General features: G+C 44.9%; 8 protein-coding genes. 6 read left to right on the forward strand and 2 right to left on the reverse strand.

All coding sequences use genetic code 11. The features are described 5' to 3' along the window. Nucleotides 1–2 precede the first annotated feature (2 nt). Nucleotides 3–920, reverse strand: coding sequence for an N-acetylmuramoyl-L-alanine amidase (locus LHL20_RS02980; RefSeq protein ID WP_226432198.1), 918 nt, complete (start codon nt 918–920; stop codon nt 3–5). A gap of 620 nt (nt 921–1,540) precedes the next feature. On the opposite strand from LHL20_RS02980, the gene gltB reads away from it, so the two are divergent. Together gltB and LHL20_RS02990 are read left to right on the forward strand one after the other, a co-directional pair. Continuing rightward, entirely contained in the window at nt 1,541–6,007 is a 4,467-nt protein-coding gene (gene gltB / locus LHL20_RS02985) for a glutamate synthase large subunit (protein WP_226432199.1), read from the forward strand. Between the two features lie 13 nt (nt 6,008–6,020). Then, a complete protein-coding gene (locus LHL20_RS02990) occupies nt 6,021–7,436 on the forward strand; it encodes an FAD-dependent oxidoreductase (RefSeq protein WP_226432200.1) in 1,416 nt (471 codons plus the stop codon). Nucleotides 7,437–7,530: 94 nt separating this feature from the next. Here the strand turns inward: LHL20_RS02990 and LHL20_RS02995 are convergent, their stop codons facing one another. Next, nucleotides 7,531–10,170 (reverse strand): aminotransferase class V-fold PLP-dependent enzyme, encoded by a 2,640-nt coding sequence (locus tag LHL20_RS02995; protein ID WP_226432201.1) that lies wholly within the window; start codon nt 10,168–10,170, stop codon nt 7,531–7,533. Between the two features lie 324 nt (nt 10,171–10,494). Between LHL20_RS02995 and LHL20_RS03000 the strand changes: the two genes are divergently transcribed. The 4 genes from LHL20_RS03000 to LHL20_RS03015 all read left to right on the forward strand — a co-directional run bounded on the left by LHL20_RS03000 (nt 10,495) and on the right by LHL20_RS03015 (nt 13,514). Next, the gene (locus LHL20_RS03000) at nt 10,495–10,950 is read left to right on the forward strand and encodes a hypothetical protein (protein WP_226432202.1); all 456 of its coding nucleotides are present in this window, start codon (nt 10,495–10,497) and stop codon (nt 10,948–10,950) included. A 172-nt stretch (nt 10,951–11,122) separates the two neighbouring features. Next, complete coding sequence (locus tag LHL20_RS03005; protein ID WP_159626600.1) at nt 11,123–11,710, forward strand: DUF2726 domain-containing protein; 588 nt, start codon at nt 11,123–11,125, stop codon at nt 11,708–11,710. A gap of 154 nt (nt 11,711–11,864) precedes the next feature. Continuing rightward, complete coding sequence (locus LHL20_RS03010) at nt 11,865–12,566, forward strand: 5'-methylthioadenosine/adenosylhomocysteine nucleosidase (RefSeq protein ID WP_226432203.1); 702 nt, start codon at nt 11,865–11,867, stop codon at nt 12,564–12,566. After that, on the forward strand, nt 12,567–13,514 hold the full coding sequence (locus LHL20_RS03015) for a cobalamin biosynthesis protein CobD/CbiB (protein ID WP_226432204.1): 948 nt from the start codon (nt 12,567–12,569) through the stop codon (nt 13,512–13,514). Nucleotides 13,515–13,517 lie beyond the last annotated feature (3 nt).

A 13,517-nucleotide genomic window follows, 5' to 3' on the forward strand; every position in this document is an offset into this window, starting at 1 on the left:
CGTCATTTACTTGGTAACTTTTCACTAACTTCATTGATGTATCGCGTATTTACCCAACCTGTAGTTGTGTAAGACACTCTGGCCCACTCTCCCTGCTTTTCGATAATGGTAAGCATATCTCCTTTGTTGACCTCGCCATTTATTTTCTCGAAGTCTGTACCCGGGCCCGAACGGACATTTAGTGTGCTTGCATTCACACTAGCTCGCTTTTTGCTCACAACTTCCCGTTCGGCGCTGTTAAAAGTACTTTGCGCTGATATTTTTGTTTCTCTCGCAGGCTCTATTTTTATGTTCAGCAACCTCGCTCGCAGTTCATCAAGGGGAAACGCTGGACCGGGGTCAATCTTTCTTACTGGTGCGATTTCTTCGTGGCCAACAATCACCTTTATGTGATAACGCTGACACAACGCTTTACACAAAGCATACGTTCTCGCGATTTGCTCATCGGTAAACTTGTGCCAGTAAGTTTTTGCCGTTTGGTTTCGATGTACAGCTTCAACAACATCATCTTGGGGGCATGTTTTTCCGAACCACGTTTTAAACTCGCCTCGACTATTTTGCGTTAACTGTCCTGCATTATCTAACTCAATGCCTATTGAATACCGATTGATATTTGTTCTGCCCTTATAACTACTTTTACCCGCATGCCATGCAATCTTATTGGTCGGCAGCATTTGGACAATGTCACCATTTCTGCCAATCGCAAAGTGGGCGGATACGTTGCTATCAGGATTTGTCATTACATCTACAGAAGAGACTAAGCTACTTCCAGCTGTAAAATGAATGACAATGGTGTCAGGCAAATCTTCATCAAAACTGCCAGAAGAATTAGGCGATGGGGAGAAACTGACATTTGGACCATTGAGTAAATGGGATTTCATCACGAGGGTACTTGATGGTACGAAAGATGAAGTCGGCATAAAAATCCTTTTAAGTAGATGTTTGCAGTAGCACCGCGTACATCTATTCAGTGCATATTTATTGGCTTGATTAAGATCACCACACTTTACATTAGCTCACTTTTTAACCAATATAGCAAACATCAATTTCAAGTGGAACTTGATGTTTACAACTACATAAAAATACATTCTTTAGCTCATTGACAACATAAAACAATAAAATCAGAGCATAATTATTCACAAGTACTTTTTAAATGAGACCCGTTATCATTTGAAGACGGGCTAACCAAGACGTTAATAAAATTATAACAACTCCATTACAACCCATATTTTTTAAATATATAGCATTGAAAAATAAAGATTTTAAGCGAGTTATACTAATTCACTATATCAGTGACACTTTTTACGTTTGATTTTAGATTTTAATGTGGGTATTTTGTACGGCCCGCATCGCAATAATGCATAAAAATGCGGAAAGACTGGAATCCTCTAATAATAAATAAACGACAAGAAAGGCGCAGGCCGCACGCAATAACGCGTGTGAGCACAAAAGACGTCTAACCATGTTGTGATACGCAAACCTAGGCGCATCTACACGCAACGCATACCTTGCCCAGTCAAAAGGTTGAAGGAGTTAAGAGATGAGTTTATATAATCCCAATGATTCCCGGGACAACTGCGGGTTTGGCTTAATCGCCCACACCCACGGGGAAGCCAGTCATGAATTGGTAACAACTGCAATTCACGGCCTAGACCGTATGCAGCATCGTGGCGGTATCGCCGCAGACGGGAAAACCGGTGATGGCTGTGGTTTACTACTGCAAAAACCGGATGCGTTCTTCCATGCAATCGCCGAAGAAAATGGCTGGAAACTCAGCAAAAAATACGGCGTGGGCATGATTTTTTTAAGTCAGGACCCAGTACTTGCGCAAACTGCGCGTGAGATACTAAATGAAGAACTTGAAAGAGAAACGCTATCAGTAGTGGGCTGGCGCGAAGTGCCTGTCGACCGCTCAGTACTCGGCGAACTCGCACTCACAGGCGTACCGCAAATCGAACAAGTATTTGTGAATGCCCCTGCGGGTTGGCGTAAACGCGACCTAGAGCGTCGCCTTTACATGATCCGCCGTAGAGCAGAAAAGCGCCTTGAAGCCGATCCAGATTTTTACGTTGCTTGCTTGTCAGGCCTTGTAACAATCTATAAAGGCTTGGTAATGCCTAAAGATCTGCCTGCCTTTTATCACGATCTTGCCGATGAGCGCATGCAAAGTGCAATATGTGTATTCCACCAGCGCTTTTCTACTAACACATTGCCGCGTTGGCCATTAGCACAACCTTTCCGTTTCCTTGCGCACAATGGTGAAATTAACACCATTAAAGGAAACCGCGACTGGGCAATGGCACGTGCTGCAAAATTCGCTACACCGCTTATCCCAGATCTGAAAGACGCTGCACCTTTTGTAAACACTGAAGGCTCAGACTCGTCGTCTCTTGATAATATGCTAGAGCTGTTCTTGGCAGGCGGTATGGATTTGTTCCGTGCGATGCGTTTGCTTGTGCCACCCGCATATCAAAACAACAAAACCATGGATGACGACCTACGTGCATTTTATGAGTTCAACTCTATGCACATGGAGCCGTGGGATGGTCCGGCCGGTATCGTATTGACTAATGGCCGTCATGTTGCGTGTAACCTCGATAGAAATGGTTTACGCCCTGCTCGCTACGTCATTACCAAAAATGGTTTTATTACCCTTGCCTCAGAAGTGGGTATTTGGGATTACGAGCAAGCCGACGTTATTGAAAAGGGCCGCGTAGGTCCTGGCGAAATGCTTGCCGTTGATACTTACACCGGCAAAATCTGGCGCTCAAACGAAATTGATGATGACTTAAAAGAGCGTCATCCTTATAAAGAGTGGCTAGAAAAGCACATTCGTCGTTTAACGCCGATTGAACAACTCGATGCATCGCTTATTGGTAAGCGTGTGTTCGATGACGACGCCATGGCGGTGTACCACAAGCTTCACGCATATAGCTACGAAGAAATTCAGCAGGTTGTTAAAGTACTGGCAAAAGACGGCCAAGAAGCCGTAGGCTCTATGGGTGACGACACGCCAATGGCGGTGATGTCATCGCGTCAGCGCACGGTGTATGATTATTTCCGTCAGCAATTCGCTCAGGTAACTAACCCGCCAATCGACCCACTACGTGAAAACCACGTTATGTCGCTAGCAACCTGTATTGGACGTGAACAAAACGTATTTAGCGAAACCTCAGGCTACGCAGACCGCGTATTGTTTGACTCGCCAATATTGATGTATACCGACCTGAAACAGCTACGTGAATTTAACCCAGACAACTATTACTCTGAAGTCGTAGAGCTTCAATATGCTCCACAAGAAGGCTTAAAGAAAGCCATTGAACGCGTATGTAATGAAGTTGAGATGCTGGTGAAAAACAAACGTGCTGCGTTCGTTATTTTGTCAGATAGAAATATCAAGCAAAACCGTTTAGTTATCCCTGCGGCAATGGCCGTTGGTGCCGTACAGCGCCGCTTAGTTGAGAAGTCACTACGCTGCGATGCCAACATAGTTGTTGAAACCGCTAGTGCACGTGATCCGCATCACTTTGCGGTGCTTATTGGTTTAGGTGCTACAGCGATTTATCCTTTCCTTGCTTATGAAACTATTGAGCAACTTTGCGAGAAAGGCGAACTTGATATCACACCAATGCAAGCCACGTTGAACTACCGCAAAGGTATCAACAAAGGTCTTTACAAGATTATGTCAAAGATGGGCATTAGTACCGTTGCCAGCTACAGAAGCTCTAAGCTGTTTGAGGCCATTGGTATTAATAGCGAAGTAATGCAGCTTTGCTTTAATGGCGTTACTTCACGTATTCAAGGCGCCGGCTTCGATGATTTCCAACAAGATTTAATTAACTTAAATCGCGTTGCTTGGCTTAAACGTAAATCAGTGGACCACGGCGGTCTTCTTAAATACGTCCACGGCGGTGAGTATCACGCCTATAACCCAGACGTAGTAAGTACACTTCAAAAAGCGGTTGTGTCAGGTAACTATGACGACTATCAGGTTTATGCAAAACTTGTTAACGAACGCGCTCCTGCGCATATTCGTGATTTGCTTGCGTTAAACCCTGACTGTGACCCAATTGATGTTAGCGAAGTAGAAGCTGCGGAAAACTTGTTCCCTCGTTTCGACACGGCAGCCATGTCTATTGGTGCACTAAGTCCAGAAGCGCATGAAGCACTGGCCATTGCTATGAACCGCTTGGGTGGTCAGTCTAACTCTGGTGAAGGTGGTGAACATCCTTCTCGTTTTGGTACTGAGAAAAATTCAAAGATTAAGCAGGTGGCTTCAGGTCGCTTTGGCGTAACACCACACTACTTAGTTAATGCCAGCGTTATTCAAATTAAAGTAGCGCAAGGTGCAAAACCTGGTGAGGGCGGTCAGTTACCGGGCGATAAGGTGAACAAGTACATTGCGCAGCTGCGTTTCTCTGTACCTGGCGTAACCCTTATCTCTCCACCGCCACACCATGATATCTATTCGATTGAAGATTTAGCCCAGCTAATTTTCGATTTAAAACAGGTCAACCCAACTGCACTTATCTCTGTGAAATTGGTATCTGAACCAGGTGTAGGCACTATTGCTACTGGTGTTGCAAAGGCCTATGCCGACCTGATTACCATTTCAGGTTACGACGGCGGTACAGGTGCAAGCCCGCTAACGTCAGTTAAATATGCGGGTAGTCCTTTTGAACTAGGCTTATCTGAAACTCAGCAAGCCCTAATCGAAAACGGCTTACGCCACAAAGTACGCGTTCAAACCGACGGTGGTTTAAAAACGGGCTTAGACGTAGTGAAAGCGGGTATTTTAGGCGCAGAAAGCTTCGGTTTTGGTACTGGCCCAATGGTAGCGTTAGGCTGTAAGTACCTACGAATTTGCCATTTGAACAACTGTGCGACCGGTGTTGCAACGCAAGATCAGAAACTGCGTGACGACCACTTTATCGGTCTTCCTGAGATGGTGATGAACTACTTTAAGTTTATCGCACAGGAAGTACGAGAAATTATGGCGTCGATAGGTATTGCTAAATTCGACGACCTTGTTGGTCGCACTGAACTACTTAGCGTATTAGACGGCATTACCGCGAAGCAAAACCGTTTAGATTTATCACCGTTATTAGTGCAGCCGCAAGCAGGTGAGCACACGCGGTTATTCTGTTCAGAAACGACTAACGCGCCTGTAGATAAGGGCGAGTTGAATGCGCAGATGCTTAAAGACGGGCAACAAGCCGTTATCGATGGTAAATCGACTACGCTAAGATACCCAATACGCAATACTGACCGTTCGGTTGGCGCTCTGTTGTCAGGCGAAATTGCTAAGCACCACGGTAACCACGACTTTGAAGATACACCTATAAAAGTAGAGCTTACCGGCACTGCCGGCCAAAGCTTTGGTGTGTGGAATGCAGGTGGTTTGCATATGCACCTTGAAGGTGATGCAAATGACTATGTGGGTAAAGGTATGACCGGCGGTAAGCTAGTGATTCACCCGCCACGCAATATTAGCTTTGACGCGCACGACAGCGCCATTATGGGTAACACATGTCTATACGGTGCTACTGGCGGTAAGCTATTTGCAGCAGGCCGTGCAGGCGAACGTTTTGGCGTACGTAACTCTGGTGCTATCGCAGTAGTAGAAGGTATTGGCGATAACGGTTGTGAATATATGACAGGCGGCATTGTTGCAGTACTTGGCCCGGTTGGCGTTAACTTTGGCGCAGGTATGACAGGTGGTTTCGCGTATCTAATGGATGATACCGACGACCTTGATAACCGTGTTAACGCTGAGCTTGTTGATATTATGTCGATAGAAGATAAAGCCATTCTTGCTGAACACTTACGTGGTTTGATTAATCAACATTATGAAGAAACGGGCAGTGAGCATTCGTTGTCGCTACTGACAAACTTTGCTGACACGCTTAAACGCTTCAAGTTGATTAAACCCAAAACCAGCGATGTGAAAAACTTGCTTGGTCACATCAGTCGTTCAAGTGCTGAATTACGCATTCAGGCTCAGTAGGAGGATTTAGTTTATGGCAAAGAACGTATATCAATTTGTCGATGTTGAACGTATCGATCCGCCGAAAAAGCCGATCATGGTGCGTAAACAAGAGTTCGCGGAAATTTATCAACCGTTAAGCCAGTCTCAAACCGAAGGCCAAGCAGATCGCTGCTTGGACTGCGGTAACCCATATTGTGAGTGGAAATGTCCCGTTCACAACTACATTCCGCAGTGGTTGAGCTTGGCGAACGAAGGGCGCATTTTAGAAGCGGCTGAACTTTCGCATAAAACCAACAGCTTACCGGAAGTTTGTGGTCGTGTTTGTCCACAAGACAGACTGTGTGAAGGTGCATGTACACTGAATGACGACTTTGGTGCAGTTACTATCGGCAGTATTGAAAAATACATCACCGATACAGCATTTAAAATGGGCTGGCGCCCTGATATGTCGGACGTGGTTTGGACCGACAAGAAAGTGGCGATTGTAGGTGCTGGCCCTGCTGGTCTTGCATGTGCTGATATTCTGGTTCGTAACGGCGTAAAACCTGTTGTTTACGACAAATACGAAGAAATCGGTGGCCTACTTACATTTGGTATTCCGTCTTTCAAATTAGAGAAAGACGTAATCAAGCTTCGCCGCCAAATTTTTACTGAAATGGGCGTTGAGTTTGTGCTTAACACCGAAATTGGCAAAGATATTCAATTCCAAGACTTGCTCGATAAATACGATGCAGTATTCCTTGGCATGGGCACATATAAGTCTATGCAAGGTGGTTTTGATAACGAGCAAGTAGAGGGCGTACACGAAGCACTACCTTTCCTTATTGCTAACACCAATCGCGTGATGGGCCTTGAAAAAGACCCGGCCGATTACATTGATATGAAAGGCAAGCGCGTAGTAGTGCTCGGGGGTGGTGATACCACCATGGACTGTGTGCGAACGTCTATACGTCAGGGCGCTGCGCAAGTTACCTGTGCGTACCGCCGTGATGAAGAGAGTATGCCTGGCTCTCGCCGCGAAGTTGTAAACGCCAAGGAAGAGGGCGTTGAGTTTAAGTTTAACCTCCAACCATTAGACATTGCCGTAGATGAAAACGGTAAAGCCTGTGGCGTTAAACTGGTAAAAACTGAGATGGGACCGCCTGATGCAAATGGTCGTCGACGCCCTGTTGAAGTTGAAGGCTCAGAGCACATACTTGAAGCAGATGCCGTAATAATTGCTTTTGGCTTCCAACCTAGCCCTGCCCCATGGTTTGCTGAGTTTGGTATTATGCTAGACGAAAAAGGTCGTGTACGCGCACCTTCTGCTGGTAAATTTGCTTACCAGACCTCACATCCGCAAGTATTTGCCGGTGGCGATATGGTGCGTGGTAGTGACCTGGTGGTTACCGCTATCGATGAAGGCCGTAAAGCAGCAGAAGGGATAATGGATTACATTGGTGTTTGATGTATTCCATTCATAAACATCTGCTTTGACTTGAAGTGAGTCTGAAGCACGTCAATGTTAAGCCCAGTAATCTGTTACTGGGCTTTTTTATGCGTTATGCAATGACCTTATGCGCTTCTGCGTCAGAGGCTAACACACGCCTTACCGCATCTATGCATTTATCAATATCTTCATCGGTATTCATAAGCCAAGGGCTAATTCTGAGCGTACCTTGACTATTTATCTGTTCATGAAGAGGTTGTGCACAATGAAAACCAGCGCGAACACAAATCCCATCCCTTTCACTTAAAATATTTGCAATAAATTGGGCCGACATCGACGTTGGATTTAACGACACAGGACCAGGAGCATCAATGTCTCCTAATACTAGTGCTGGATAAGATGCTTTAAGTGCTCGCCTTAGTTTCTGAGTAAGGCCATCGACATGTTGCTGTACATTGTCCATTCCAATGTCCATTAGAAATCGAGCAGCAGCGGCCAAACCGACCACATTCTCCATTGCAGGAGTACCGGCTTCAAAGCGCCAAGGTATGGGCTTTAGGATATTCTGCTGTGAGCTCACTTTTTCCACCATCGACCCACCCCACTGAACTGGACTTAGCTGCTCTAATGCCTCTGTTCGACCCCAAAGAACGCCAACCCCACTGGGCCCTCCCATTTTGTGTCCACTGAAGACGAGGAAGTCCACTGAGAGTTTGTTCACATCAATAGGCATATGTGGTACTGACTGCGCTGCATCTAATAGTACTTTGCAGTGGTATTTCCGGGCTAACTCCACAACCCTGTCAACGTCCAGTAAATTCCCTGTTACGTTGGAGATATGCGCTAGCGTTACCAAGCTATGTGGTGCTCGTTGCATCTCTTTTTCTAACGCAAAGAAATCTATATGAAGTGCATCATTTAAGTTGATAACCGACTTTTGCTTCCAAGGTAAGAAGTTAGCGTGATGTTCAGCAGCACTGGTAATGACATTTGCAAAGCATGATTGTTGCGCGATAAGGTTTAAACACTCTGTTGTATTTCTCAGTAATACTATGTTAGCAGGGGTTGCGCCGATAAAACGGGCTATATCAGCGCGTGCCTGCTCAAATTGTTCGGTGATTGCATCACTGAGAAAGTGAGCACCTCTATGCACATTTCCGGTCGCTTTTGATAGTACCCGTGCAACTTCATTCACAACAACATTGGGTTTAGGTGTAGTTGCTGCATTATCCAAATAGCATACTTTTTTCCCCATCGGGGAACGCACATCTCGTAAGGAAAAATGCTCAACCAAAGAACATTTTGTCGACTCTAACGGCACAAACTCTACAACGTCTTCGGCGTGCAACTCTGGCGTATTTTTAAGTGGTTCGCTTGCTAAATACTTCCCACTGCTTTTGGGCGTTAAGAATGGCTCTTCAATTATGTTCAATTGAACACTTTTCCCGCCTAAAACTTCATGCAGTGCTGTGAAGCTAGAGTTGCTGACCTCGCCTCTTTTGACTATTTTTAGTGTGAACTGATTTACCGTGTTCTGTACCAAAACAAAATTAACAACATTAGGGTTAGAGAGCACAAAATTTTGTAGCATTCTAGCCGTCATTATATTGCCATGCACCGTTACAATATTTTCTACAGCTCGCCCTTGAACCAGCAGCGCTTGGCGACCGTTTGCTAGGTTTTGCCATTGCGCTGTATCACCAATCGCGTATCGTATGATCGGCATTACCTTATTGTTTAAGTCAGTAACGACGACGCGCCCTAGAATACCTGGCTCAACAATAAGACGTTCGTTGTCATCAAGCAATTCCACATAAATATCATCTTGATAAATAGATACGGCATGCTGGTCCACAGGGCTTGCGCCAATACTGCCCACTTCACCAGTGCCATACAGGTTCACAAAGTTTACCTTCAACGACTGCTTGATGGTGTTTACCATATTTTCAGCAGCCAGTCCTCCGTATGGAATAACCGTAGACAAAGCCGGTAAAACAGTATTTAACTCTGCTGCACGCAACGCAATCCAATAAATGAACAAGGGGTAGCCGCGAAGTATTTCAGTGCGACTTTTAGCCAACAACGCTAAAATGGGATCAATCTGTTTACAGATATGCGACCAATCGCCTGCTGTTATTGGGCTCACAGTAGTTCTTTGCATAAGCCACTGTCGCTCTATTCTCCCCCTCAAGTTACTCATTGTATCTTCATGGTTCCACTGTCTTGTGAGTGTCGCCCAGCGCAAAAAAGGCCAGATAGCCTCGGGCCCCTTATCAATTAGCCCACACGTTACGTTGCATGCAGATGGTGGTATATCAAGTGTTTTTCTTGCCCAAAAGGTTTGATGACTTAAGGCTATATTGACATTTTCTAGAGCGCGCAAACGATCACGCTTTGCAAAATCAGTCACAACTGTCATTCTTTCACTTGTACCGCCTGACGCAAGAGTTTGATGCTCTTCTTTACGGTGAGGCAGTACATTCTGCTCGGGAAAGCCAGTGACGTAATCTGACTTATAGGTCAGCGGAATTTGCTCGAAGGTTTCTATGTCATTCAAGTGTGCTTGCCAGAACGGTAACGACTTCGCTAGTGATAGTATTTCGTTTCGCTTTTGACTTTGAAGCGCTAGAGAGGGATATCCAGCTAAATGCTTCTCAATGATAAGTTTTGCGTCTGACCAACACTGAGTGGTAGATAGCTGCTCAAAAAAAGGGAACAATCCATATTCACCAACAAATGACTTCAAGTGCATACCAGCGCCTCACCTGGGCAATTTTTCACCATCCTACCACAAAATTTTAACAATTCACTATATGATACTGGCGTTAAACGAGATCTGAATGAGAGTCAGGTTAATGGCGTCGTAGCTAGCGACATTTATCACACTGCTGCCTAAAAAAGATGGTGTGGAAATAGCTCAGCTACCCAATACCTTGCTAATACCTTGACTGAAAACCGCATACCTAAAACGGGGGAATTTGTGGTCGATTTACCTAGTAAGGCAGTTGAACTGATTGGCATTCGGCTCTACTATTTTTGTAACACTACTCTACTAAGTAAAAAACGAGAAAGCGCCATGAATTACCGCCATACTGCATCATCTATTTCACGCCCTGCGTTCACTTCAGCATTGGCTTTTTACGTGCTTTCTATGTCATCGGTAACGGCAGATACACTGTCAGTTGAACGTAACGAAGTTGCGCCTACAGCAAAGACATCTGTATCGTTAACACAACCAGATACGGTGTCTTGCCCCACAGTATTTCACGACGTTACTATTACCGATGACGCTACGCAGTGCCAGCAGTTTGAAACACAAGTCCCTGCGGCAATGGTATATCACACGAAGCAACAGCCAAACGACGTTGTCGCTTTTTATCAAGCAAATATGTCGGCGTTAACCGTTCACGCGCCAGTAAATCAGCGCACCCTTCTTACCTCAGAAAACAACTATACTCGCATTGTTATTTCACCAGACAATACAGGTGCACAAGTCGACATACTTGTTACACCAAAAACTAACACACAATAAAATCAAAAACTTAAGTATCAAACTAACCCTCTGCACGTCCAACATGCTAATTAGGTATTAGTGCACATATAAAACTGGCATCTGCCTTGCTAATTCATCTACAGAACCCCTTGGTTTAATCATAGCGTCATTTTTATGACGCCATTTTTGACTGATATTTGCGAGGATTATGATGGAATTGGCAATTATTTTAATGATGTTACTTATTGTCGTCGCCCTAGGCGCCATTAAATTGTCAGATGGCGGAGTATCTTTCCCTTTTAGAAGAAAGCCTCAATTGTTCACACCTGTCGAACATTCTTTTTTAAATTTAATTGAGCAAGCCATGGGCAGAGAATTCAGAATTATTTGTCGCGTTCGTTTAAATGATCTTGTTGCGGTTCGTCAAACAACGAACAAAAAGACTGCAAGCCAAGCATTGAGTCGTGCTTCTAGCAGACAGTTAGATTTTGTTTTGGTCGACAAGAACGACATGAGCCCTGTTCTTGCTATCGACCTAGTTCACAATCAAGGTAAAGACGGGTATAAAACGCAAAAAGATTGGTTTGTAACGGGGGCACTTGATGCTGCGGGCCTTCCCCATGCACGAATAAAAGTGAAGTCTGGTTATAGTGTGGATGACATCAGAGAATGCCTAGAGAACAAGCTTATTCCTTATCGCCGCATACAACAAAAAATGGCTCAGCTACCTACACACAACCCTGAGCCGCCCAAACGTCCGACACGCCCTATTCGCTCTAGTCGCCCAGCTGCTGCTTAAATCCGATGTAACGCTTCCCCTAGCCTTTGTTGCTTTGTTATTTTCTTACTCTCAAATAACGGTAACAAAGGCATTTTTCTGTCAGTTTCGTTTTATTCCTTATACAATTAACGCACTCGCGTAAAACGCATTCCTAAAACCTATCGGTAGCATTATGAATAAAATTGGTATTTTAGGCGCAATGGACGAAGAAGTTGCATTGCTAAAAGCCTCATTGGATAACCTCAAAGAAACACAGTGGAAACACCTTACATTTTATGAGGGAAGCTTAAGTGGAATGGATGTTGTGTTGGTCAAGTGCGGCATCGGCAAGGTCGCTGCAGCTATAGCGACTGCGGTTCTTATTGAGCAGTACGCTCCTGATGCTGTAGTTAATACTGGCTCTGCAGGCGGTTTTGATAAAAATTTGAATATTGGCGACTTAGTTATTGCTAGCCACGTTATTCATCATGATGCCGATCTTACCCACTTTGGGTATAAACTTGGTCAATGTGCAGGCATGCCTGAAGACTATCGCTGCGACGAGGAACTAATGACTGCCGCTAGCCGTGCTGCGGCGGATATTGAGAATCTTCAATCTACCACTGGCCTAATTTGCACTGGTGATGCTTTTATTGGTAGCGATGAAGCCGTAGCAGAACTTCGTGCTAATTTCCCTGACATGAAAGCGGTGGAAATGGAAGGTGCTGCAATTGGACAAACCTGTCATATGCTAAACACCCCATTCTTAGTCATTCGCTCTTTATCTGATATTGCGGGTAAAACATCATCGGTAAGCTTTAAAGAATACCTCGACACTGCAGCCAAACACTCTGCACAGCTTGTGATGGCAATGATTCAACAACTCGCCAAATAAATGAGCGACTTAATTAGCGGCATTCACTATCAGTCGCTACTTATTTTATGGCTCGCCATTGCCATTGACGCAGTCTGGCAATGGCCCGAGCGCACCCATCCACTGACTTTTATGCGCTACCTTGTTCGTCAAATGGGGCATAAGGTGCTCCCTTCATCGGATTTTGGTCCTACTCAACACTATATTTCGGGTGCTCTCGCTGCACTTGTTTTACTTACGCCGTTAATTGTGTGCTTGGCAATACTCGTCTATATGGCCCAGTATCCCATTTTTTTTGAAGCGGTGATCTTGGTTGTACTTCTCGACTTCGGCTATCAACGACAACAATACAAAAAAGTACTAGCCAATGTTGGGCGAAATAAAAAGTCTTTGGCACGGGAAATGGTTGCCACAATTACGGCAAGAGAATGCGACCGCCTAACAGACATCGGCATTGCAAAAGCGGCTATTGAATCTCTATGGCTTAAGTTTCTCTATCTGTATTGTGGGGTTATATTCTATTTTGTAGTGGCAGGGCCAATTGGCGCATTAATTTATCGATTGCTATTGCTAACTTCTTGGCAATGGCATTATCGCGACAATGCAATGAAATATTTTGCGCTTCCCGTAAGAAAGCTAGTGGCAATTTTGGTGCTCCCTCCAGCACTATGCGGAGCACTAACAACCTTGCTCGTTAGCAATCCCATACGTTGTGTTAACGCCATAAAAAATGCCACGGCAAGAGATAAAACATCGCTCCTTTTAGCGCTTTTCGGTGGGGCCCTTAATATCAAGCTGGGAGGCCCTGCTATTTATGCAAATAAAAAGTACCGATATCCAAGGGTTGGCGGTAGCCAAGACGTGAGATATTCACACATGCTGTTAGCACGCAATACGGTTGTGTACGCCATGATTGCATTTGGCGCACTGGCCTCTTTGTCTCTTATTATATTGGTTCAAATACCGTAATGG

It is taken from the genome of Alteromonas sp. McT4-15 (assembly GCF_020515205.1).
Classification (GTDB): Bacteria; Pseudomonadota; Gammaproteobacteria; order Enterobacterales; family Alteromonadaceae; genus Alteromonas.

Excerpts from the sequence above, each read along its gene's own strand:
- LHL20_RS02980 (WP_226432198.1), bottom strand. The coding sequence starts at position 920 with ATGCCGACTTCATCTTTCGTACCATCAAGTACCCTCGTGATGAAATCC.
- gltB (WP_226432199.1), top strand. The coding sequence starts at position 1,541 with ATGAGTTTATATAATCCCAATGATTCCCGGGACAACTGCGGGTTTGGC.
- LHL20_RS02990 (WP_226432200.1), top strand. The coding sequence starts at position 6,021 with ATGGCAAAGAACGTATATCAATTTGTCGATGTTGAACGTATCGATCCG.
- LHL20_RS02995 (WP_226432201.1), bottom strand. The coding sequence starts at position 10,170 with ATGCACTTGAAGTCATTTGTTGGTGAATATGGATTGTTCCCTTTTTTT.
- LHL20_RS03000 (WP_226432202.1), top strand. The coding sequence starts at position 10,495 with ATGAATTACCGCCATACTGCATCATCTATTTCACGCCCTGCGTTCACT.
- LHL20_RS03005 (WP_159626600.1), top strand. The coding sequence starts at position 11,123 with ATGGAATTGGCAATTATTTTAATGATGTTACTTATTGTCGTCGCCCTA.
- LHL20_RS03010 (WP_226432203.1), top strand. The coding sequence starts at position 11,865 with ATGAATAAAATTGGTATTTTAGGCGCAATGGACGAAGAAGTTGCATTG.
- LHL20_RS03015 (WP_226432204.1), top strand. The coding sequence starts at position 12,567 with ATGAGCGACTTAATTAGCGGCATTCACTATCAGTCGCTACTTATTTTA.